The sequence below is a fragment of the Embleya sp. NPDC059213 genome (genome assembly GCF_042754445.1).
Taxonomy (GTDB): Bacteria; Actinomycetota; Actinomycetes; order Streptomycetales; family Streptomycetaceae; genus Embleya.
In genome coordinates, this window is the sequence record NZ_JBHZAV010000148.1 from 1 (window position 1) to 22,374 (window position 22,374).

A 22,374-nucleotide genomic window follows, 5' to 3' on the forward strand; every position below is an offset into this window, starting at 1 on the left:
CGCGGCGGGGGGGTACCCAACCGGGCCGGGGCTGGCGGGGGGGGGGGGCCACCCATGGGCGCCCCGCCCCCGCGTCCCCCACCCCCCCCGGATGAAAGTCGATCCCCCGGACGAAGGTCTGTGTCGTCCTCTCCGGGGCCGGCGTTCGTCAGCCGAGGTTCTCGATGCCCGCGGTGCCCTTCTCGACGTCGAGGATCTCGACGGAGGAGACCTTGCGGGTGGTGTTGCTCTCGGCCCACTGCTTGGCCTCGTTGGCGAGCTTGCCGCCCTTGTCCATCCGGGCGGACTCGGCGGAGAGGTTCTCGGTGAGCGAGACCTCGGCCGGCAGCGTGGTGAGCACCGCGACGTCGTAACCGGAGTAGGTCTTGGTGATCCGGACCTTGGTGACCAGCGAGCCGTAGGTCGTGGTCTTCAGCTTGGCGAGCAGGTCGGCGGCGTACTTCTGCGAGCCGGCCTTGTCGGTGTCCTTCTCCGCGCCGTTCTCGATGCCCGCGGTGCCCTTCTCCTTGTCGAGCACCGACACCGAGGAGATGTTCAGGCTCGACGAGTCCTGCGCCCACTGCATCGCCTCGACGGCGAGCTTTTGGCCCTTGTCCATCCGGGCGTTCGCGCCCTTGGCGTCCTCGGTGATGGAGATCTCGGCGGGCAGCGTCGTGTTGACGGTGACCTCGTAGCGCTCGTACTGCTTCGCGATCCGGACCTCGGACACCACGCCGCCGTGCTTGGTGGTCTTGAGGTGGGCCAACAGGTCCTGGGCGGCCTTGTCGGCGCCGCCCTTCGGTTCGGCCTTGTCGTCCGCCTTCGGCGACTCGCCCTTGGGCGCCGCGCTCACGTCGGCCGCGCCGGTGGTCTTGGGCGACTCGACCGAGGCGCTGGCCGCCTTGCCCTCGTCCTTCTTCTCCGGTCCGCAGGCGGCGAGCGAGCCGGTCAGGGCGATCGTCGCGGCGACGGCCACGGTGGTGATCAGGGCGCGGCGACGTCCGCGCGGGGTCGCGGTCGAAGCGGACTGCTGCGGGACGGTCGGCCGGGGAGCGAGCGCGGACATGAGGGATTCCCTTCGGCGGCACTGCGGGATCGGCTGCCTGGCGGCGCCGACCGGGTCGGTCGGCCCGAGCGGCCGACCGTGGGACGACAGTGCGGTGCGGGTGTTTCCGGGGTTGCTCCGTGCTGTCGAGGTCAATAGAAGCAGTGCCTGTGAACGCTGTCAACACTGAATCTGCTCACACATCACGTCTTCTCTCTATGGTTAACTCCGATGGTTCACAACCCCGCCATGAGGAGGAGACGGTGCCCACCAGCCCCCAGGTCACCGCTGCCGAGATCGCCCGTATCGCGGGTGTCGGGCGCGCCGCCGTGAGCAACTGGCGTCGGCGCTTCGACGACTTCCCGCGGCCGGTCGGCGGCAGCGACGCCAGCCCCACCTTCGCGCTGTCCCAGGTGGAGGGCTGGTTGCGGGCCCAGGGCAAGATCGCCGAAGTGGCCCCCGAGGAGCACCTGTGGCGCATGGTCGCCGCCTCGGGCGACATCCCCGAGCGGCTCGCCGACATCGGCGACCACCTGCTGGCCGGCTCACCCGCGCCGGTCGGCCCGCACGCCGCGCTGCTGCGGGCCGCGACCGACCTGGCCGGCAGCCGCGGGGCCCCCGCGGTGTTCGCCGACCTCTACACCCGATTCGCCGAATCGGCCGCCGGCCCCGGCGGGGTCACCCCGCCGGCCACCGTCGCGCTGATCGCCGAACTCGCGGGCGTGGGGCGCGAATCCGCGACCTCGGTGCTGAACCCCGCGACCACGCACGGCGACCTGCTGCTCGGCTTCGTACGCACCGCACGCACCCTGCGCGGACAGACCGAGGCGCCCGCCCTGGCCCGACTGGTCCGGGCCCGGATCGCGCTGCACCCGGGCGCGGGCCCCGACACCGACGTAGCCGTCGCCGAGGACGACGCGCTGCGCGCGGACGCCTGGCCCGGCGAACTGTTCGACACCGTGGTGGGCAACCCGCCGTTCAACGACCGCAACTGGGGCCACGACGAACTGGCCTACGATCCGCGCTGGGAGTACGGCCTGCCGGCGCGCACCGAATCCGAACTGGCCTGGGTGCAGCACGCGCTCGCACACACCCGGGTCGGCGGTCGGGTGGTGCTGCTGATGCCGCCCGCCGTCGCGGCCCGCGGCTCGGGGCGCCGGATCCGGGCCGAACTGCTGCGCCGGGGCGCACTGCGCGCGGTGATCGCGCTGCCGGCGGGCGCCGCGCCGCCCTTCGGGGTCGCGCTGCACCTGTGGCTCCTGGAACGACCCACCGGCGCGCTGATGCCCTCACATGTGCTGTTCGCCGCGCTGGAGGATGCGGCCGAGGCGCGGGCCGCGGTGGGCGCCTGGCGCGAGTTCGGCACCGACCCGGGCGCGCTGGTCGAGGCGCCCGGTCGCCACCGCGCCGTGCCGTTGATCGAACTGCTCGACGACAACGTCGACCTGACCCCGGCGCACAACCTGCCCGAGCGCACCGACCTGAACGTGGCCGAGCGGGTGCACGACACGCGCGAACGCCTGCTCGCCCGGCTGACCCGGCTCCCGGCGCTGGTGCCCCCGGTGCCCGACGCCGACACCGGCACCCCGACCTGGCGCTCGGTCGCCCTGGCCGACCTGGCCCGCACCGGCGCGGTCACCCTGTACCGCAGCGCCTCCCGCTCCGGGCGCGGCGGCCGGGAGACGCCGACCGGGCCGACGGTGCCGATGCTCACCACCACCGACCTCGCCGCCGCCGTCCCGCCCAGCGCGCGGCTGGCCGCGGCCGAGGCGGACGAGGCGCAACATCCCCGGATCCGGGCCGGCGACGTGATCGTGCCGACCCTGCTCGGCAGCGGCGAGAGCGGCTGGGCGGACGCGGTCCGGGTGGCCGGGGCCGCCGAGCAGGGCGCGGTGCTCGGGCCGAACCTGCATCTGCTGCGCCCCGATCCGGTCACCCTCGACCCGTGGTTCCTGGCCGGGTTCCTGACCGACCCGGCGCATGCCAAGCGGGCCGGCTACGGGTCCAGCATCGTCCGGGTCGACGTGCGCCGGATCGAGATCCCGCTGCTGCCGCCCGCCCGGCAGCGCGCGTACGGCGAGACCTTCCGGGCGCTGCGCGCGTTCGTGGCCGAGCTGCGCGCCACGGCGGCCCTCGGCGAGGAACTCGGCCGGGGCCTCCTGGAGGGCCTCACCGCCGGCCTGCTCAGCCCGCCGGACCCGCCGCCCGGCCCGGAAACCCGACGGCGCGTCGCCGACGCGCCTTAGCGGCCCTCCAGGGCCCTGAGGACGGCCTGGGAGCGGGCGGCGGGGGCGGCGGAGCGGAACGCTCCGGACGGGGGCAGAGCCGCCGCCGCGGCGGCCCAGTGCGGGCCGGTGTAGCAGCGCACCAGGGCCTCGGCGGCGGCACGGTGCACGTCGCCCATCGAGTACAGCTCCTCGCCGGGGACGATCCGGTGTCGCCGGGTGGTCCGGGGGTCGGCGGCCGGCCACTGTCGGTGGACCACCAGCCGGGGTTCGTCCGCGGGCTCCGGCGCGCTCAGCGTGGAGAGCGAGAGCGGGTACGGCAGCAGCGGGCCGACCAGGTCGCACAGGCCCCACAACACCGCGTCCGGATCCGGCACGCCGTCCGCCTCGGACAACGCGAACGTCGCCTCCGGCCGGGTGAGCAGCGCCGAGACCACGTCCAGCAGCACGTCGGGATGCCGGCCGGCGCGCTGCCGCAGGCCGCCCTCGCGGCGGGCCAGCTCGGCGTGCAGCACCGCCGGGTCGAGCCGGGGCACGGCCCGGCCGCTCGGGTGGTCCAGGTCGGGCAGCTCGGTCGGGGCCGCGCCCAGGGCGAGCGCGTGCCGGGGTCCCACGAGCGGGGTCGCGCCGGGACCGGGCCCGGGCGGCGCGATCAGCACCAGGGCGTGCGCGGCGGTGCGCCGGATCAGCGTCGGTCGACCGCCCAGCGTGCCGAAACGGACCGCGGATCGGCGCGGCCCGTAGTACCCGGCGCCCAAGGGCGGCCCGACCACCGGCGCCAACACCGCGTGCCGGCGGCGCAGGTCCGGTTCGGACAGTGACGAGGCCAGCACGGTCGCCGCCCCGGTGTCGCTCACCTCGTAGCGGATGCGGTCGAGCATGGCCGCGTGTGCGTACGGATCCTCGGTGTAGCGCCTGGTCGGGGCGGGCGCCGGTCGGTCCACCGTCGGCTCGGCCGCCCGTCGGGAGGCGGGTCGGGCCGGGCGCGGGCGCTCGGCCGAGGGGGCTCGGGCGGGCTCCGGCTCGGGCGCCGGTCGCGGGGGCCGGCCGTCGGGCTCGATCGCGGGCCGGATCCGCCGCTCGTGCTCGTGGAGCAGTTCGAGCACCGGGCGCGGCAACCACGTGGCCGCCTCGTGCGGTCGCCGGCGGTTGGTCAGCAGGTCGGCGAAGTCGGCGACCACCCGGTCCGGCGTCGGCCGTCGGTCGGCGCGCCGGCGCAGGCACGACTCGACCAGCGGCAGCAGTGCGTCCGGCAGCCCGGTCAGGTCCGGGTCGCGGTTGCGCACGGCGTTCATCACCCGCATCGCGCTGCCCTCGTACGGCGCGTGACCGGTGCCCGCGAACAGCAGCGTGGCGCCCATCGCGTACACGTCCGAGCGCACCGTGCCGGACTCGCCCTCGATCTGTTCGGGGGCCATGTACGCGATCGTGCCGACCAGGTTCACGGTGTCCTGGTCCTCGGCGAGCGCGAGCCCGAAGTCGATCACCTTGGGGCCGTCCAGGGTGACCAGGATGTTGCCCGGGGCCAGATCGCGGTGCACCAGGCCCGCGCCGTGGATCGCGCCGAGCGCCTCGGCCACGCCCGCGGCCAGCCAGCGCACCGCGTCCGGCGGCAGCGGGCCGCACTCGTCGACCACCTCGCGCAGCGACGGCGCGGGCACGTACGCGGTGGCCAGCCACGGCCGGGCGGCCTCGGGGTCGGCGGCCACCACCGCGGCCGTGAACACCCCGCTGACCAGCCGGGCCGCGTGCACCTCGCGGGCGAACCGGCGGCGGAAGTCCACGTCGTGGTCCAGCTCGGCCAGGATCGTCTTGATCGCGACCAGCCGTCCCGCGGGGGACAGGCCGAGGAAGACTCGCGCCATGCCGCCCCGGCCGAGTCGGGAGAGCACCCGGTAGGGCCCGATCCGGCGCGGATCGTACGCATCCAGGGGCGCCGGGCCCCGCCTCCTGGCATCGGTCACGCAACGTCCCCCCGGGCCACCCGATCGTGTGCCCTCATCATGGCGCCGCATGGGTGACACTCGTAGCGGGAAGCCGAAACGCGTGCACCGTTGCGACGATGACTCCGGGCGTCCGGACCCGCCACCCTGGGTCAGGTGACGCGGCTCACGGTTTGTCGCGCGGGTGGGAGGTGGCTGCGAGGTCGCCTCGCGCGCCTGCTATTCGTACTGATGCACACATGTCACAAAGACCGGAACCGCACGGACACGATCCGGGTGGCTGCCGGAGCCTGAGCCGAGAAGTAGGGGACCCCCATGAGCGAGGACTCGGTAGTACTGCGCCACCAAGGAAACGAGCACACACTTCCGCTGATCGAGGGCACCATCGGCGACACCGCCGTGGACATCTCGACACTTCGCGCCAAGACGGGGCTGGTGACCTACGACGGAGGGTTCGTCAACACCGCCGCGTGTAAATCGGCGATCACCTTCATCGACGGCGAGGAGGGCATTCTTCGCTACCGCGGTTATCCGATCGAGCAGATCGCCGAGCAGGGCACGTTCCTGGAGACGGCGTATCTGCTGATCTACGGCGAGTTGCCGTCGGCGAGCGCGCTGGACAACTTCCGCGACGAGATCACCCAGCACACCCTGCTGCACGAGGACGTCAAGCGGTTCTACGACGGCTTCCCGCGCGACGCGCACCCGATGGCGATGTTGTCGTCCGTGGTGTCCGCGCTGTCCACGTTCTACCAGGACAGCCACAACCCGTTCGACGAGGAGCAGGTCCGGCTCTCGGCCATAAGGCTGTTGGCGAAGTTGCCGACGATCGCGGCCTACGCGTTCAAGAAGTCCGTCGGTCAGCCGATGCTCTACCCGGACAACTCGCTCGGCTACGTCGAGAACTTCCTGCGGATGACCTTCGCGGTCCCGGCGGAGTCCTACAAGGCCGACCCGGTCGTGGTGGACGCGCTGGACAAGCTGCTCATCCTGCACGGCGACCACGAGCAGAACTGCTCGACCTCGACGGTGCGGCTGGTCGGCTCCAGCCAGGCGAACATGTTCGCGTCCATCTCGGCGGGCATCAACGCGCTGTGGGGCCCGCTGCACGGCGGCGCCAACCAGCAGGTGCTGGAGATGCTGGAGCAGATCAAGAACGACGGTGGCGACATCGACTCGTTCGTGAACAAGGTCAAGAACAAGGAAGACGGCGTGCGCCTGATGGGCTTCGGCCACCGGGTGTACAAGAGCCGCGACCCGCGCGCGACGATCATCAAGAAGGCCGCCGACGACGTCCTTTCCCGGATGGGCAAGAAGGACGAACTGCTCGACCTCGCGATGCAGTTGGAGGAGCGCGCACTCGCGGACGACTACTTCGTCGAGCGCAAGCTCTACCCGAACGTGGACTTCTACACCGGTCTGATCTACCGGGCGATGGGCTTCCCCACCGAGATGTTCACGGTGTTGTTCGCGATCGGTCGACTGCCCGGCTGGATAGCGCACTGGCAGGAGATGATCGCCGACCCGAAGGCGAAGATCGGCCGCCCGCGCCAGGTGTACACCGGCGTGGCGCTGCGCGACTACACCCCCATCGGTGCCCGCTGACCGTAGGGAGCACCCGGAAACGATCTTGGAGTCGAGGATCTCGAACCGCGGTTCGAGGTATTCGGCTCCAAGATCGTTGTGTTGTTCGGACCTGCCGTGCGGTCGGGGCCGATGGGCGGTCGGACCGTCGTGCGCGGCGCGGCGCGGTGCCGCGCGGTCGCACGAGAACGCGTCGCGCTCAGCCGGTGGGCGTGGCCACCGAGGGGCCCTTTCCGGTCGCGGCGTCGAGCACGTACAGATGCCGGTCCGCGCTGCCCACGAACAGCAGCCCGTCGGCGACCACCGGCGAGGTCACCCGGCCTCCGGTGGTGAACCGCCAGCGGGGTTCGCCGCCCAGGCCGACCGCTATCACCGAGCCGTTGCTGCTGCCCGCGTACACGATGTCGTCGCCGACCACCGGTGAGGTGACCCACCCTTCGGCGCCGAACCGCCAGACACAGCGCGTGGTGTTCACGTCGACCGCGTACAGTCCGCCGTCGCCGCTGCCGAAGAAGGACAGGGTGCCGGACGTGGCGGGCTGGGCGACCGGGCCGCCCGCCCCGAACCACCCGCGCATCGCGCCGTCGGTGGCGTTGAGCAGGTAGAGGTACTGGTCGGTGCTGCCCACGTGCACGATGCCGTTCGCCACGGTCGGCGAGGACACCCAGCCGCCGGTGGCGAAGCGCCAGCGACACCAGCCGGTGGCGGCGTCCAGCGCGTAGACGCAGCGGTCGCTGGAGCCGAAGTAGACCGTGCCGTCCACGACGGTGGGCGAGGTGGCCCAGCCGCCGGTGGGGAAGCGCCAGCGACATCGCCCGGTGGCCGCGTCCACGGCGTACAGCGCGTTGTCGCTGGAGCCGAAGTACACGGTGCCGTCGGCCACCACGGGGGCGGCCACCACTTCGCCGCCGGTCGGGAAGCTCCACCGCCACTGCCGCGAGGTCAACTCCAGGGCGTAGACGTGGTTGTCCTGGCTGCTGAGGTACATCAGCTCGCCGTCCACGGCGGGCGGGTGCGACCAGCCCGACGAGTCGAACCGCCATTCGCGGGTGGCCAGATGCAGGGTGTGCAGCCCGTTGTCGTTGCTGTGCACGTGGACCCGAGCGGTGCGACCGGAACCCGCGCGCACCGGCGGGGTGAGGATCTCCCCGGTCGCGGTGAACCGCCACACCGGCGAGGTCTCCAGACCGCCGGTGGGGGTGCGCGGCGGCGTGGGGTGCTGGCGCGGTACGTCGGGCCCGCTCTCCGGCCACGTGACCGGAGAATTGGGTATCGGCGCGGGCGGCCTGGCCACCCGTTCGGTCGGCAGCGCCGGCGACGGGGACGACGTGGACACCTGCCGGCCCCCGACCGGTCGCGAGCCGCCCGGCTGCCCGGTCACCGGCGTGTTCGTCGGCGGCACCGGCGGTCGGGGCGGCGGCTTGCGGGTCGGGTTGGTCGGCGGGCGCTGCGGCGGTGGCGGCGCGGGCCGGTGCGGCTCGGGGCGCGGCGCCGGACGCGGCTCCTCGCGCACCTGGTTGGGCAGCTTGCCCATGTTGTTCGGGTCCGGGCGCACGTTCTCCGGCAACTCGGGACGCTCCGGCTCGACCAGTTCGCGCACCGGCGGCGTCCGCGGGCCCATCGTCGGCCGGTACTGGCTCTCGAACCGCTGCACCATCGCCGACGCGTTGTCCGGCAACTGACTGTCCGCGTCGCTGTCGTCCAGCAGCGGCGCGAGCTGGTTGAGCAACTGGGTCGGGCTCGGCCGGTGTTCCGCGGCGCGCTGCATGCACAGATTGACCAGGCCGGTCAGCTCCGGCGGCAGCCCGGCCAGGTCGGGGGAGCCGGTGACCAACCGCAGCAGCGCCTCGGCGGGCTTGCGGTCGGGGTAGGGCGAATGCCCGGTCGCGGCGTAAACCAGCGTCGCGCCGAGCGAGAACATGTCGCTCGCGGGGGTGATGTCACGGACACCCTGCGCCTGTTCCGGCGACATGTACGCCGGTGTCCCGACCGCGACGCCGGTCATCGTGAGCGAACCGAAGTCGGCGGCGCGCGAGATGCCGAAGTCGATCACCTTGGGCCCGTCGCTGGCCACCAGCACGTTGGACGGCTTCAGGTCGCGGTGCACCAGCCCGGCGGCGTGCACGGACTCCAGCGCCTCGGCGATACCCGCGGCCATCCAGCGCACCGCGCGCGGCGGCAGCGGGCCGCACGCGCGGACCAGGGATTCGAGCGAGGGCGCGGGTACGTACGCGGTGGCCAGCCACGGCACCGCGGCGTCCGGATCGGCGTTGACCACGGCGGCGGTGAACACACCGCTGACCCGGCGGGCCGCGGCCACCTCCTGCGCGAAGCGCGCGCGAAAGCCCGGGTCGCCGCCGAGTTCGGAACGGATCGTCTTGATCGCGACGAGTCGTCCGAAGGGCGAACGCCCCAGATAGATGCGGCCCATGCCACCGGCACCGAGTCGGCCGAGCACCACATAGGGACCGATCCGTTCCGGATCCCCCTTGGCCGGTGGCTCACCCGGCCATCCGTGTTCCGTCACAATCCCCCCGAAGTCGCCCCACCGCCCATCATCCCCGCCGAGCGGCCGTTTCGACAGGAACAGGCGGGAGGAGTGCCACGGCGCCGGTCGTCCCGTCGTCGCGATAGAGGTGCCCCGGGGTGGAGCACCCGCTGCCTGTCGCAGGGTACCCGCCTGCCCGGTCTGCCGCCCACGCCGCGTCCCGCTTCGACCGAAACACTGGGGATTCCCCCAGACGCCGATCACGAAGAGTGGCCGCGGAAGCGGGAATTCCCTCCCTGATCGGTTCGAATCGGACACGACACGGCCACGGACGCGAACACCCGGACTCGGTTCGATGTGAACCGAGCCCGGGTGTCGCGGTACTGACGGTTTGTCAGTATGTCTGCAAGTCGGCCTGGTACGGCACTAGTGCAGACCGGCGGGGGCGTCCTTGGACAGCTCGGACTTGTCGACCCGGAGCACCACCACGGCGATCACGGCGGCGATGCCGAGCAGGATCGAAGCGGTCAGGAAGCCGGCCGTATAGCCCTCGGTGAGGGCCAGGTTGCGTACCGCCTCGCTGCCGATCGCCTTCTCGCCGAGCTTGGCGAACTGGTGCTCGAACTCGTCGTCCCGAGCGTTCGTGTAGATCGTGGTCAGCACCGCGATCGCCACCGCTCCGCCCACCTGCTGGGTGACGTTGAGCATCGCCGAGCCGATACCCGCGTCCTCCGGGGCGATCCCGGCCACCGCGGTGGCCATGATCGCGACGAAGATCAGGCCCATGCCCAGACCGAAGACCAGCATCGCGGGCAGCAGGCCCACGACGTAGTTCGAGTCGACCTTGAGCAGGGACAGGTAGAACAGGCCCAGACCGGCCAGCACCGGCCCCGCCGTCAGCAGCACCCGCGGCCCGATCTTGGGCAACATCACGCTGGTGAACTGGGCCGAGATCATCACGCCCGCGCACAGCGGGAGATAGGCCAGGCCGGCCTTGATCGGCGAGTAGCCCGCGACGATCTGCATGTAGAGCGTGATGAAGAAGAACGCGCCCATCATGCCGCCGGCGGCGAGCGCCATCACCACGTAGCTGGCCGAGCGATTGCGGTTGCGGAACAACCGCATCGGCATCAGCGGCCGTTCCACCCGCAGCTCGATCGCGATGAAGGCCGCGAGCAGCGCCGCCGACACGATCAGCGAACCCACCGTCAGCCCGTCGGTCCAACTCTTCTCCGCCGCGCGGATGACGCCGTAGACCAGCGCGGTCACACCGAGCGTGGAGGTCAGCGCGCCGGGGATGTCCAACCGGCCACGCCAGATCGCCTTCTCGCCGGTCTTGGCGTCGTCGGGTATCGCCAGCGGCAGCGCCATCACGAGCGCGATGCCGATCGGCACGTTGACGAACATCACCCAACGCCAGGACAGGTACTCCACGAGCAGGCCACCCATGAGCAGGCCGACCGCCGAACCCATGCCCGACACCGCCGCGTAGACCCCGAACGCCTTGTTGCGTTCCGGGCCTTCCTCGAAGGTGGTGGTCACCAACGACAGGACCGCGGGGGCCACCATCGCACCACCGACGCCCTGCAGGGCTCGCGCGGCCAGCAACAGCGCCTCGCTGGTGGCGAACCCGCCGAGCAGGCTCGCGGCGGTGAACACGATCAGGCCGAGCGCCAGCAGGCGGCGTCGGCCGAAGAGGTCACCGAGCCGACCGCCGAGCAGCAACAGGCCGCCGAAGGTCAGCATGTAGGCGTTCATCACCCACGAGAGCGATGTTTCGCTGATGTGGAGCGCCTTGCCCATGTCGGGCAGTGCGATGTTCACGATGGTCGCGTCGAGCACGATCATCAACTGAGCCCCTGCGAGCAGGGCCAGGGCCAATCCGCGACGCGCGTGGGGCGCTTCGGCGGCTGGGGATCCGGTCGAGCCGGCGACCTCGGAAGGTGCCGTCGTCATGGATTGCCTCGCATTACTAGTGGACGTGAGCGTTCTCTACGCGAACCTAGGGCTTTTCCCGTAGAGAACGCAAACGTTTTCTGTACCATGGCCGCGGAGGCGAGAGTGAGCACAGGAGTACGCGCGGGTCGAGTCGAGACAGCCCTGCTGGTCACCGACTACCGACAACGGCCCCGGAAGCGCGGCGTCACGCTGGAGCGAGCGATCACCGAGGCGGTGCTCGCCGAACTCGGCGAGCGCGGCTACGGCGCGGTGACCTTCGAAGGGGTGGCGACCCGAGCCGAGACCGGCAAGTCGGCGCTGTATCGCCGCTGGCCGGACAAGATGAGCATGGTCGCCGACGCGCTCTCCGCCGCGCTGCCGGACCCGCGATCGCTGACGCTGCCCGGCGAGTTGCGCGCCGACCTGATCGTCTACCTGGAGACCATCGCGCAGGGCATGCACGGCGCACTCGGGCTGGGGATGCGGGTGCTCAGTGGCGAGATGTGCCGACACCACGAGCTCGGCGAGATGTGGGAGCAGCGGGTGATCGGCCCGTGGCAACGCCTCCTCACCGAACTGATCGGCGACGCGATCGCCCGGGGCGAGGCCCGCACCGGCGCGCTCGCCCCCGAATGTGTGCTCACCGGCCCCTCGGTCCTGTGCCAGCGCTTCACCCTCACCGGTGTGCCGATGTCCCGGGCCGAGATCGAATCCCTGGTCGACAACGCCCTGCTGCCGATGATGGCGGCGCGCAACTGACGCCCACGCCACGCCCGGTCGGCCCCGCCCGGTCTCCGGGCGGGGCCGATCGCATCAGTGGTGCGCGGGGGCGCCGGTGGTCGGCGCGGCGCTGCCGCCCCGGCCGCCGAGCAGGCGCTTCATCAAGGTCACCTCGTCGGCCTGGGTGGCCCGGATCGCCTTGGCGAGCCCGCGCGCGTCCGGGTTGGTGCCCTTGGCGAGTTCGTCCTCGGACATCTTGATCGCGCCCTCGTGGTGCACGATCATCAGCTCCAGGAACCGCCGATCGAAGTCGGCCCCCGACGACTTGCCGAACGCCTCCATCTCGGCGGCCGACATCATCCCGCTCATGTCGTGACCCATCGGCGCCGCGAGCGGCTTGCCCCACGCGGTCAACCAGCCCTTGAGCAACGCGATCTCCGGCGCCTGCGCCGCCTCGATCGCCGCCGCCAGCCGCTTGACCTCCGGGTCGGCCGCCTTGGCCGGCGCCTGCCGGGCCATCTCCACGGCCTGTTCGTGGTGCGGGATCATCATCTGCGCGAACATCACATCGGCGTCGGCGAACACCGCCGCGCCGGTGCCGGGCGAGGCCGGCGCCGTGGCCGCAGCGGTCGGCGCCGTGCCGCCGCCCTTCTTGCCTCGGTCCTCGTTCTCGTCCTCGTCCGCACCACACGCGGCGAGCACGAGCGTGCCCGCGAGAGCGAGCGCGGCCAGGATGCGGGCGCGCCGAAGGCGCCCGTGGAAGTGCGACTGCATGGGGTTCGTCTCCCGGTCGTGACTACGATCCGGCCGGCGCCGGAGCGCGCGGGCCGGCAGGGCTGACGTGGCGTCACGGGCCGTGGCCCGCAACCGGGATCGCCCTATCTACGCAGCACCGAAAGCCGCACCGGATCCGGCGGTCGAAGCGGCGCCGACACGGCCCGCAACAGCCCCCACAACCCACGGACAACCGCCCGCCAAGCCCCCGAGCCAAGCCTTCGCGTCCGCCCCCGGACCAGCCCGACCAGCCCGAGCGCCAGCCCCCCGAACAACACCGCGACACAGATCAACGCGGACCCGGACCCGGAGCCCTCCCCGTGCCCGGCACCCCCACCGTGCTCGGAGCCGGACCCGACCGCGTCCCCGTGTCCGCCCATCCCGTCGCCGACGGTCGCCCCGCCCTGCCCGGCCATCGCAGCCGGCGCGGACGATTGCGGATGCCCGACGGTGTGCATCCCGACGGTGCCGACCAGAAGCAACAACAAGAACAACAACCGCCCGAACGACCCGGCGAGCCGGACCCGGAGCGGCCCGCCGCCCCCACCCACCTCCACCGCGCCACCCCCACCCGTCGACTCGGAACCGACAGCCTACCCATACCGGGTACCGGCACCACCGCGCCCACCCGCGACACGACCGACACCGCCACGCCACCGGCGCCTCGGGCCGTGCGGGTTCGTTGTGCCCACGACTTCGGCCGGTGGTGGTCGGGGCTCGGGTCGGACCTGAACACGTGTCAGATCACACCCCCTCATACTTGAATGACTCGATCAAGCAGTTCTAAGGTCCGGCCATGGCTCCCACCTCCGCCGCACCCGCCGACCCCACCCTCCGAGCCCTGACCGCCCCCGACGGGCCGTTCGCCCTCGTGGAAGAGGACGTCCTCGGCGTCCCGTCGCTGGTCCTGGCCGACCGGCCCCGTTCGATCAGCGCGTTCGTCGAACGGGCCCGTCGGTTCGGCGACCGTGAATACCTCGTGTACGAGGACCGCCGGATCACCTTCGCCGAACACGTGCGCGACGTCGCCTCGACCGCACTCGCGCTGCGTGAGCGCCACGGCATCGGCCCGGGGGACCGGGTCGCGATCGTGGCGGCCAACCGGCCCGAGTGGCTGACGGTATTTCAGGCCACCGCCGCGCTGGGCGCGATCACCGTCGGAATGAACGGATGGTGGGCCGCCGACGAGCTCCGTTACGGCGTACAGGACTGCGCGCCCAAGCTGGTGGTCGCCGACCGGCGCCGGCTGGAGCGGCTCGGCGGGGCCTCGGCGGCGGCGCGCAGCCTGGGTGTGCCCGTACTGGAGATCGAGGCCGACTGCGCCGCCCTGGCGGCCCACGCGCCCGACGCCGAACTGCCGCCGGGCGCCGCCGACGAGGACGACCCGGTGCTGATCCTGTACACCTCCGGCACCACCGGCCGGCCCAAGGGCGCCGTGCTCACCCACCGCAACGTGGTCGCGATGCAGAACCTCCAGGCGCTGCTCGGCGCCCGGGCGACCGCACACGTACCCGCCGAGAAGCTCGCCCAGGCGCCGCCCGGACGCTGGCTGGTGAACAGCCCGTTCTTCCACGTCTCGGGCCTGCTCGCGGGTGCGGTGGCCGCGCTGGCCGGCGGTCAGACCATGGTCCTGTACAGCGGCCGGTTCGAGGTGCCGCGGTTGCTCGAACTGATCGAGCGCGAGCGTTGCACCTCCTGGGCGTTGGTGCCCACGCTGGGCTGGCGCGTCGCCAACCACCCGGACACGCCGAACCGGGATCTGTCCTCGATCACCCGACTGGGCGGTGGCAGCGCGGCCTTCTCGCCCGAACTGGTGCGCCGGCTCCAGGAGGTGTTCCCGAACGCGAAGGGCGCACTCGGCGTCGGGTACGGCCTGACCGAGTCGGGCGGCGTGGCCACCACGGCCGGTGCCGCGCAACTGGAGGACGAGCCGGGCGCGATCGGCGCGGCGGTCCCGACGGTGGAGGTGACGGTCCATCACGAGGACGGCACCGAGGCGCCCGAGGGCGTCGAGGGCGAGTTGTGGATCCGCAGTCCGCTGGTGATGCGTGGCTACTGGCGCAACGACGAGGCCACCGCGAAGGCGCTCACCGCGGATCGCCGGCTGCGTACCGGCGACCTGGGATACACCCGAGGCGGTCGGTTCTACCTGGCCACCCGGCGCAGCGACCTGATCCTGCGCGGCGGCGAGAACGTCTACCCGGCCGAGATCGAACACTGCCTGGACGCGCACCCCGAGGTGGCCGAGTCGGTGGTGGTCGGCGTACCCCATCCGGAGTGGGGCGAGGAGGTCAAGGCGATCGTGGTGCCGGCGGCGGGAGCGGGGCTCACCGCCGAGTCGCTCGGCGCCTATGTCGCGGAACGGCTGGCCCACTTCAAGGTGCCCGCGCACTGGGAGCTGCGCACCGAGCCGCTGCCGCGGACGCCGACGGGGAAGGTCATTCGGGCCGTGGCCACGGGGGCGAAGGCGGGGGATCTGATCGAGGAGTGAGGGCCGAGCCGCGCGCATCGCTCGCCGAGGTCGCAAGGCCGCACGCGTGGGTGTGCCGGGGCCGGCGCAGTGCGTGGGCCCGGTGGGGCCGCCCGGGAGGTGGGGCGGCCCCGGGCGGGGTCAGTCGTTCTTGTGGAGTTCCTCGTTGAGGGCGCCCCAGGACTTGGTGCGGGCGATGGCCTCGATCGTGCCGGTGACCGAGTTGCGGCGGAACAGGAGGCCGTCGCGGCCGGAGAGTTCGGCGGCCTTGACCACCTTGCCGTCGGGGGTGGTGACCCGGGTGCCGGCGGTGATGTAGCAGCCGGCTTCGACCACGCAGTCGTCGCCGAGCGAGATGCCGATGCCGGCGTTGGCGCCGAGCAGGCAGCGTTCGCCGACCGAGATGGTTTCCTTGCCGCCGCCGGAGAGCGTGCCCATGATCGAGGAGCCGCCGCCGATGTCGCTGTGGTCGCCGACCACGACGCCCGCGCTGATGCGGCCCTCGACCATCGACGCGCCCAGGGTGCCCGCGTTGAAGTTGCAGAAGCCCTCGTGCATCACGGTGGTGCCGGGGGCCAGGTGCGCGCCCAGGCGGACCCGGGTGGTGTCGGCGATCCGCACGCCGCCGGGCACCACGAACTCGGTCATCCGGGGGAACTTGTCCACACCGGCCACCTCGAACGGCACCCGCGCGGCCCGGGCCCGCAGCCGGGCGGCGTCCACGCCGTCGACCGGGACCGCGCCCAGGTTGGTCCACGCGACGTTGGGGAGCAGGCCGAACAGCCCCTCCAGGCTCTGCCCGTGCGGGCGGACCAGGCGGTGGCTGAGCAGGTGCAGTCGCAGGTACGCGTCGTGGGTGTCCACCGGGCCGGCGGCCAGCGACGCGATCACGGTACGCACGGCGACGACCTCGACCCCGCGCACCGGGTCGGTGCCCAGGCCGGCCGCGGCGTCGGCGCCGAGCGCCTCGATCGCCTCGTCGGCGGACAGGCGCACGGTCTCGGCCTTGCCGTCGACGTCGCCCGAGGTCAGCTCGGGTGCGGGGTACCAGGTGTCCAGGACGGTGCCGTCGGCGGCGATCGTCGCGAGACCGGCGGCGACGGCACCAACGGGGGAGGAAGCAGCAGTGTCGATCACCCCGCTACCGTACCGGGACCGCGCCCCGGAACCGATCGCGGCTACTCCGCCTCGGGCCGGCGGGTCGGGCCGTCGCGGAAGGGCCAGGTCTCGGAACGATCGCCGTCCGTGTCCGGGCGGGCCTCCTGATGCGGGATGCCGAACGGGCTGTATCCGCCGCTGTACTCGTCCACCCAGTCGTCCGCGTCCGCACGACCGTGATCGACCGGCGGCAGCGCGATGGCACCGACCAGGGACTCCACCATCGCCGCGGCCCGGGTCTGCACCGGGATCGCGCCACAGGCCATCGCGGTGTCCCGGGCCCGCTCCAACTCGCCGATGGCGTCCGGCTTGTGGCCGTCCTTGCGCAGCCGGTCACCGTAGGCGAGCAGTGCCTTGGCGTATTCGTAGTTGGCGCCGACGCCTTCCAGGGCCACCGCCGCGTCCCACAACGCCTGCTGTGCGTTCACGTTGTCCTCGATGATCCCGGCCACCCGCTTGGCCTGACCGGCGGCCACGGGGGCGTAGAACGTGTCGGCCCGGGTGACGGCCTGTTTGGCCACTTCCAGCGCCAGCTTCCGGTTCTGCCGCGGCCCCTCCGCGTTCAACGCCTCGGCGAGCAACAGGCCCCACGGGCACCACGCGGGGTTGTCCATGCCACGAGCGCGCAGCCGCTCGCCGAGCTCGGTCAGCGGCTGGATCACCTCGTCGTGCCTGCCCTGCGCGATCCGCAGTTCGGCGAGCACGATGGCGGGGACCGGCAGTACGCGGGTGGCCTGTTCGACCTTCGCCGGATCGTCGAAGCCGATCCGGCGCGAGGTGTTCTCGGCCTCGTCGATGTCGCCCAGCGCGATCAGGGTCTGGATCAGCACACCCGCCGCGTACCACTGCGACGGCGTGCCCTCACCGAGTTGCTCCGCCATCTCCAGACCGATCTCGGCCTGTTCGCGAGCCTCCTTGAGCCGGCCCATCCGGTAGTACAACATCGCCCGGAAGGCGTGGCCGTAGGACAGATGGGCACGCTGGCGGCCGTTGTCCCGGAGTTCGGCCATGCCCTTCTCCAGGAGTTGCTGGGCCTCCTTGAACAGGTCGCAGTAGATGAAGGTCAGGGTCAGCACCATCGGGATCTCGAAGCCCCAACCGTCCTCGACCCAACTGAACCCCTGACGTTCGTTGTTCGGCCGCACCGGCCCGAGCGCGGCCCGGGCGAACTTGGTGGTGGTCTGCAGCCGGCGTCCGCTGAGCACGCCGTACCAGGCGACCAGCGCGAACAGCGAGCAGTTCGTCCGGGACGTGGCGGCGCCTTCGGTGTTCAGCCGCACGGTCAGCCGTTGCAGGTTGTGGGCGCGCGACGCGAAGCCGGTGTCGTCCTCCCAGAAGGCGGCCCACATGAACAGGTCGGCGTACAGGCGCTGGCGCTTGGCCAGTGGGGTGATGTCGATCTCCTGTTCCAGGAGTTCGATGCTCTTGGGCAGTTGACCGCTGAACGCGAGCGAGCGGCCCAACTCGACGACGATGTTGGTGCGGAGCAGATCCACGCCCGGTTCGCCGGACTCCCGCAGCGCCTGTTGCAGTGGTTCGAGGCTGGCCCGGGGATTGTTCACGAAGTAGGCGCGGCCGATGTTGTAGTGCAGCCGGGCCCGCATGTCGCTCGGCGCGAGGTGGTCCAGGGCGTGCCGGAGGTAGGTCACGCCCGCCTCGGGGACACCGGACGCCAGACACTCGCGAGCGGCGTCCACCGCGATGCCCGTGGCCCAGCGGTCCTCGGTGCCGACGATCTGGAGCACGTGGGTCGCGGCGGTCTGCGCGGAGAACTGGTCCTCGCGCAACAGCCGGGCCGCCCGTGCGTGCAGGGCGGAGCGCTCGTTCGGGGCGAAGCAGTGGCTGTAGACCGCGCGTTGCACCAGCGAGTGGGTGAAGCCCCAGGCCGAGCCCGAATCGGTGACGTCGGTGAGGATCTCCTGCCGATACAGGTCCCACGCCGCGTCGACGATTTGCGCCGGGCTCATCCCGGACAGTTTCGAGGCCCGTTCGACGGTCAGGTGCGGCGTCAGGATCGCGGCGATCTGGGCGAGCCGGCGGGAATCGGGTCCGAGTCGGGCGAAGCGCTCCTTGAACTGCCCCTCGTGATACGCGTATGTCGCGTGGTCCTCCATCGCCTTGCCGTGTCGGGGCAACGCGGCCGAGGACGGCTCGATCCGGTTCTCCTCGATATAGCGCAGGAGTTCGCGCAGGGTCTGGGGCAACCCGCCACAGAAGCGATGGCATCCCTCGATGAACTCCCCGTCCACCGGTTGGTTCGGGAAACGGTGCCGAATCACCGTCGCGGCGCCTTCGATGCTCAACGCGGTGAGTCGAGCGACCCTGGTGACCGCGACGTCGTTCAACGCCCGGAGCGAGTCGGCGAGCAGGTCGCTGTATTCCTCGGGGCGGTACGAGACCACGATCAGCACCGGGAACTCGCGCGCCTGGAGGCCGAATCGGGCGAGCCACTCCATCGAGGGCCGGTCGGCCCAGTGCGCGTCGTCGACCAGGATGATCAGCGGGGTGCGGTCCGGCGACAGGTAGCCGTGCATGACCGCGTCGAGGGCGTTGCGCACGGTCTCGGTGTCCGGGGACTCCTTGGGCTGGCGCGGGACCATGCCGAAGATCGGCGCGAGGATCCCGAACCACTCGCCCAGTCGCTCCTTCCGCCCCGGCTCGTCCAGCCTGTACAAATCGTTGAACAGTCGCTTCACCAGACCGTAGACCCGGACCTTCTCCAGGTCGTACCCGGTCACATCGAGTGAGGCGAAGCCCTCGGACACGGCGGTGCGCTTGATCCAGTCCAGCACGGCGGACTTGCCCATGCCGGCCTCGCCCTTGACGATCGCGACCCGGCCCTCGCCGGTGTCGCGGACCGCGAACAGGTGTTCGCGGAGCTCGCCTTGGATGAATTCGCGCTCGACGAGAGGCATGGGCTCCGTCCTGGAGGCGGGTTCGGGTGTGTGCTCGCGCCCCAGGTCACCCGGGCGCGGTGCCATGCGTGGTGCCCTCATCGCGCAACCTCTCTGCCGTGCGTCCCCACCCCGAGCCCGCGCGGAACGATTACGCGCCGTGGCGGATCACTTGCGCTACCCATCCTGCGCCAATCACGCAAGCCCTGTCCCCGACTTGGCCGAGAAGTCCTGTCGACGTCCTCCCCTCGGGGGGTGCCGTTTTCGCCGACGGGAACGCGTGTGCGACCGATTCGGCAACCACGCGCTTGGTGCGCGAGCATGCAGCCGAACGCTCGTTTCGAACATCGACGGGCGAGACGAAGTACGACCGAACGGAAAGGCCGTGACACCCGTGTTGGGACCGCAGATCGGTGTACCCGTGACCCCCGCCGCGTCGGTGCGGGTGCCCCCGGAACAGGGGGAGTTGCGCTATCAGCGCTGCGGCGCGTGCGAGACGGCGAACTTCGCCCCCACCGAGATGTGCCGGGGTTGCTCGTCGCGTGCGTTGCAGTGGGCCACCAGTGCCGGGCGCGGCAGCGTGTACAGCTGGACCGTGGTGCGTCGGCCCGCCGCGCGCGAACCCGGCAACCCGTACGCGGTGGCGATCGTGGACCTGGACGAGGGCTATCGCATGCTCACCAACCTGGTCGAGGTGGAACCGACCGAGATCCACTCGGGCATGCGGGTGCGGGTGGACCTGCGGCCGACGGGCGAGGAACGGGTGCTGCCGTTCTTCACGCCCGACCGGAGCTGACACCGCGAGCGCGGCCCGCCCGCCGATCGACGTCGAACGGTTGCCGGGCGCGAGTGGCGACGATCACCCGGGCTGGCGGGGGCAGGCGCGGCGGCAGCGCTCGACCACGAGGGTCACCCGGGCGGTCGCCGCGCCCACGCGCTTGAGCAGATCCAGCCGGACGATGCCGCCGCACGGGGGCGTGGGAAGTGTCATGTGCGAATGATATACCCCAGGGGGGTAACTGGCGGTTAGGATTCGATTCCGGTGGGATCGCGCATCGACGCGATCACCTCGGGTAGATCGATCGGACGGGGCCCGTGGGGGTCGCAGGCAGCACGAGGAGGAGGCGCGATGACCACCACCGCGATCGCCGCACTGGTCACGCTGTGCGTCGGCCTGGTCGGCTGCCTGTGGCTGCTCACTCGAGGACGGCGCGCGGAGCGGATGACCGCCGCGGTGCTGATGTGCATGTTCGCGTCGCTGGCGCTGGTGTTCTACTCGATCGGCAAGGGCGGCCTGGACGCGCTGGACGCGGCCCTGATGCTCGGCGTCGCCGCCCCGGCGGGCACGCTGATGGTCGCGGCGCGCGGGCGTGGGCTCAGCCGGGCGACCGGCAGCCGCAACCACCGGGCCCGCTGACGGGTGCCGGGTCGATCGTGGTGGGCGATCAGGTCTTGTCGCCGCGCCGCAACAGGAAGCTCACGCACAGCCAGACCAGCGTGGTGGTGCAGCCCATGATGATCAGCGCGAACGCGATCACCACCAGGTAGACGCCGGACGTGGTGGCCAGCGCCGCGAACACCGCCGCGAACAGCACCACCAGCAGCAGCACGTGCCAGGTGCCGGAGAGCGTCGGCCGACGCATCCGGCGCCGGGCCCGCTTCGAGGCCGGCATCGAGCCCGCACCCGGAACGACCCGGCCGCGGGTGGCGGTCCGCCGGCGGTTGCGGGAAGGACGCATCGTACGCAGCGCGAGGTCCAATTCCTGGTCCTTGCGCAGTTCGTACTCGATCTCCTCCAGCATCCGCCGCTCGCTCGGCGTCAGACGCACTTCCTCCATCATGTCGTTCGCCCCCTACTGCAGCCCCGGCCGCATCCCCTTGAGCACCGCCGAACGGTCGGTGCGCCGCGACAGGGACAGCCGACGGCGCGGACCGTACTCAAAGGGTCCCCCGCAGGTGGCGATGTGACACCTGGCAGAACGAGAGATGACAGGTGGTGATATTTGTCGTGATTACTCGAAAGAGCGGTGGTGACGAGTGCGTCGCGGGCCTTGTCCGGGGCCGGTGAACGCCGTCCGTCCGCTCGCGCGACGTCGCCGGGTAGGGTCACCCGTTATGGCCAACGGAACCACTGACGAAACGGCGGGCGAGGCGCCCGGCACGCCCGCCGAACTGCTCGACCTGCGGGACAGCATCGACAATATCGACGCCGCGCTGATCCATTTGCTGGCCGAGCGGTTCAAATGCACCAAGCGGGTCGGCGTACTCAAGGCCGAGCACAAGCTGCCGCCGGCCGATCCGGCCCGCGAGGCGGTACAGATCCGCCGGCTGCGCGCGCTGGCGGAGAGCGCCAAACTCGACCCCGACTTCGCGGAGAAGTTCCTCAACTTCCTGGTCGCCGAAGTGATTCACCACCACGAGGCGATCGCGCGCGCGTGATCAATCGGTGCCCGGCTCGTTGAGCCATTCGCGTGCAGTGCCCCGATTCCCCCGTCGATAGCGCCGTCCGACGTCCGCGTACGCGCGGGTTGCTACTTACGGGGGAAGTTCGCACGCCCCCCGTCACCGGTGTGCGCCCAGGTGCGTTGGACGGCCCGGAACTCCGGTTCCACCGTCTATCGATCGATGGGAATAACTACCAGTGAACAAGCTCACCAAGGGTGCGGTCGTCACCGCCGCCATTCTCGGCGGTTCGGTTGCGATGGGGGGGCAGGCGTTCGCGTCGGCCGATGCGGACGGCGCCGCCGTGGACTCGCCCGGCGTCATCTCCGGCAACAACATCCAGGTGCCGGTGAACATCCCGATCAACGTGTGTGGCAACACCGTCGACATCATCGCGGTGCTGAACCCCACGTTCGGCAACACCTGTATCAACGCGGACGACATCGAGCACGCCACCCCGATGCCCTCCGGGCACGAGGGTCACCCCGCGTCGCCGCACCACGCCGCCCCGGCCGACGACTGCGCGCGGGAGCTCCCGCCGCCGCCGCACGCCGCGCCCGGCGACGACTGCGCCGAGGCGGGCGGCGACCTGCTCGCCGGTGCCGCGAACATGGCCGGTGCGATGATGGGCTGAACGCCCACCGTCGTATGTGCCGCGGGCCCCGCACCCCCCCCCCCTGTTACGGGGCCGCCGCCCCGCGGGGGGGCGCCCGG

At 71.7% G+C, this 22,374-nt stretch carries 17 protein-coding genes; 8 read left to right on the plus strand and 9 right to left on the minus strand.

Annotation, left to right across the window (positions count from 1 at the left end):
• Positions 1–148: 148 nt before the first annotated feature.
• The gene (locus tag ACFXMF_RS36095; RefSeq protein WP_360309363.1) at positions 149–1,045 is read right to left on the minus strand and encodes a hypothetical protein; all 897 of its coding nucleotides are present in this window, start codon (positions 1,043–1,045) and stop codon (positions 149–151) included.
• Positions 1,046–1,287: 242 nt separating this feature from the next.
• On the opposite strand from ACFXMF_RS36095, the gene ACFXMF_RS36100 reads away from it, so the two are divergent.
• Positions 1,288–3,270 (plus strand): N-6 DNA methylase, encoded by a 1,983-nt coding sequence (locus tag ACFXMF_RS36100; protein ID WP_379991740.1) that lies wholly within the window; start codon positions 1,288–1,290, stop codon positions 3,268–3,270.
• Here the strand turns inward: ACFXMF_RS36100 and ACFXMF_RS36105 are convergent.
• Positions 3,267–5,213, minus strand: coding sequence for a protein kinase (locus ACFXMF_RS36105; protein ID WP_379991741.1), 1,947 nt, complete (start codon positions 5,211–5,213; stop codon positions 3,267–3,269). The genes ACFXMF_RS36100 and ACFXMF_RS36105 overlap by 4 nt on opposite strands.
• 294 nt (positions 5,214–5,507) lie before the next feature.
• Here ACFXMF_RS36105 and ACFXMF_RS36110 point away from each other — a divergent pair, with 294 nt between their 5' ends.
• Positions 5,508–6,797, plus strand: coding sequence for a citrate synthase (locus ACFXMF_RS36110; protein WP_360309369.1), 1,290 nt, complete (start codon positions 5,508–5,510; stop codon positions 6,795–6,797).
• A 178-nt stretch (positions 6,798–6,975) separates the two neighbouring features.
• On the opposite strand, the gene ACFXMF_RS36115 is transcribed toward ACFXMF_RS36110, so the two are convergent.
• Complete coding sequence (locus tag ACFXMF_RS36115) at positions 6,976–9,303, minus strand: serine/threonine-protein kinase (RefSeq protein ID WP_360309371.1); 2,328 nt, start codon at positions 9,301–9,303, stop codon at positions 6,976–6,978.
• Positions 9,304–9,690: 387 nt separating this feature from the next.
• Positions 9,691–11,220, minus strand: coding sequence for an MFS transporter (locus ACFXMF_RS36120; RefSeq protein WP_360309373.1), 1,530 nt, complete (start codon positions 11,218–11,220; stop codon positions 9,691–9,693).
• A gap of 105 nt (positions 11,221–11,325) precedes the next feature.
• Between ACFXMF_RS36120 and ACFXMF_RS36125 the strand changes: the two genes are divergently transcribed.
• Complete coding sequence (locus ACFXMF_RS36125) at positions 11,326–11,961, plus strand: TetR/AcrR family transcriptional regulator (protein ID WP_379991743.1); 636 nt, start codon at positions 11,326–11,328, stop codon at positions 11,959–11,961.
• A 54-nt stretch (positions 11,962–12,015) separates the two neighbouring features.
• Here the strand turns inward: ACFXMF_RS36125 and ACFXMF_RS36130 are convergent, their stop codons facing one another.
• Entirely contained in the window at positions 12,016–12,696 is a 681-nt protein-coding gene (locus ACFXMF_RS36130; protein WP_379991938.1) for a DUF305 domain-containing protein, read from the minus strand.
• A 796-nt stretch (positions 12,697–13,492) separates the two neighbouring features.
• Here ACFXMF_RS36130 and ACFXMF_RS36135 point away from each other — a divergent pair.
• The gene (locus ACFXMF_RS36135) at positions 13,493–15,187 is read left to right on the plus strand and encodes a class I adenylate-forming enzyme family protein (protein WP_360309378.1); all 1,695 of its coding nucleotides are present in this window, start codon (positions 13,493–13,495) and stop codon (positions 15,185–15,187) included.
• A 120-nt stretch (positions 15,188–15,307) separates the two neighbouring features.
• Here ACFXMF_RS36135 and dapD read toward each other — a convergent pair whose 3' ends face one another.
• Positions 15,308–16,303, minus strand: a complete 996-nt coding sequence (gene dapD / locus ACFXMF_RS36140) for a 2,3,4,5-tetrahydropyridine-2,6-dicarboxylate N-succinyltransferase (protein WP_379991937.1) — start codon at positions 16,301–16,303, stop codon at positions 15,308–15,310.
• A gap of 41 nt (positions 16,304–16,344) precedes the next feature.
• Complete coding sequence (locus ACFXMF_RS36145) at positions 16,345–19,239, minus strand: ATP-binding protein (RefSeq protein ID WP_379991936.1); 2,895 nt, start codon at positions 19,237–19,239, stop codon at positions 16,345–16,347.
• A gap of 364 nt (positions 19,240–19,603) precedes the next feature.
• Here ACFXMF_RS36145 and ACFXMF_RS36150 point away from each other — a divergent pair, with 364 nt between their 5' ends.
• Positions 19,604–20,014: a Zn-ribbon domain-containing OB-fold protein gene (locus ACFXMF_RS36150; protein ID WP_379991935.1), complete on the plus strand. Its 411-nt coding sequence runs from the start codon at positions 19,604–19,606 to the stop codon at positions 20,012–20,014.
• 63 nt (positions 20,015–20,077) lie between these two features.
• On the opposite strand, the gene ACFXMF_RS36155 is transcribed toward ACFXMF_RS36150, so the two are convergent.
• A complete protein-coding gene (locus ACFXMF_RS36155; RefSeq protein ID WP_379991934.1) occupies positions 20,078–20,209 on the minus strand; it encodes a hypothetical protein in 132 nt (43 codons plus the stop codon).
• Positions 20,210–20,347: 138 nt separating this feature from the next.
• On the opposite strand from ACFXMF_RS36155, the gene ACFXMF_RS36160 reads away from it, so the two are divergent.
• A complete protein-coding gene (locus ACFXMF_RS36160; RefSeq protein WP_360309387.1) occupies positions 20,348–20,635 on the plus strand; it encodes a hypothetical protein in 288 nt (95 codons plus the stop codon).
• A gap of 28 nt (positions 20,636–20,663) precedes the next feature.
• Here the strand turns inward: ACFXMF_RS36160 and ACFXMF_RS36165 are convergent, their stop codons facing one another.
• The gene (locus ACFXMF_RS36165) at positions 20,664–21,059 is read right to left on the minus strand and encodes a hypothetical protein (RefSeq protein WP_360309389.1); all 396 of its coding nucleotides are present in this window, start codon (positions 21,057–21,059) and stop codon (positions 20,664–20,666) included.
• 274 nt (positions 21,060–21,333) lie between these two features.
• On the opposite strand from ACFXMF_RS36165, the gene ACFXMF_RS36170 reads away from it, so the two are divergent.
• Positions 21,334–21,657 carry a chorismate mutase gene (locus ACFXMF_RS36170; protein WP_360309391.1) on the plus strand — a complete coding sequence of 108 codons (324 nt, stop codon included), beginning with the start codon at positions 21,334–21,336 and terminating at the stop codon, positions 21,655–21,657.
• Between the two features lie 202 nt (positions 21,658–21,859).
• The gene (locus ACFXMF_RS36175) at positions 21,860–22,294 is read left to right on the plus strand and encodes a chaplin (protein ID WP_360309393.1); all 435 of its coding nucleotides are present in this window, start codon (positions 21,860–21,862) and stop codon (positions 22,292–22,294) included.
• Positions 22,295–22,374 lie beyond the last annotated feature (80 nt).

Excerpts from the sequence above, each read along its gene's own strand:
- ACFXMF_RS36095 (WP_360309363.1), bottom strand. The coding sequence starts at position 1,045 with ATGTCCGCGCTCGCTCCCCGGCCGACCGTCCCGCAGCAGTCCGCTTCG.
- ACFXMF_RS36110 (WP_360309369.1), top strand. The coding sequence starts at position 5,508 with ATGAGCGAGGACTCGGTAGTACTGCGCCACCAAGGAAACGAGCACACA.
- ACFXMF_RS36120 (WP_360309373.1), bottom strand. The coding sequence starts at position 11,220 with ATGACGACGGCACCTTCCGAGGTCGCCGGCTCGACCGGATCCCCAGCC.
- ACFXMF_RS36130 (WP_379991938.1), bottom strand. The coding sequence starts at position 12,696 with ATGCAGTCGCACTTCCACGGGCGCCTTCGGCGCGCCCGCATCCTGGCC.
- ACFXMF_RS36135 (WP_360309378.1), top strand. The coding sequence starts at position 13,493 with ATGGCTCCCACCTCCGCCGCACCCGCCGACCCCACCCTCCGAGCCCTG.
- ACFXMF_RS36145 (WP_379991936.1), bottom strand. The coding sequence starts at position 19,239 with ATGCCTCTCGTCGAGCGCGAATTCATCCAAGGCGAGCTCCGCGAACAC.
- ACFXMF_RS36155 (WP_379991934.1), bottom strand. The coding sequence starts at position 20,209 with ATGACACTTCCCACGCCCCCGTGCGGCGGCATCGTCCGGCTGGATCTG.
- ACFXMF_RS36160 (WP_360309387.1), top strand. The coding sequence starts at position 20,348 with ATGACCACCACCGCGATCGCCGCACTGGTCACGCTGTGCGTCGGCCTG.
- ACFXMF_RS36165 (WP_360309389.1), bottom strand. The coding sequence starts at position 21,059 with ATGATGGAGGAAGTGCGTCTGACGCCGAGCGAGCGGCGGATGCTGGAG.
- ACFXMF_RS36170 (WP_360309391.1), top strand. The coding sequence starts at position 21,334 with ATGGCCAACGGAACCACTGACGAAACGGCGGGCGAGGCGCCCGGCACG.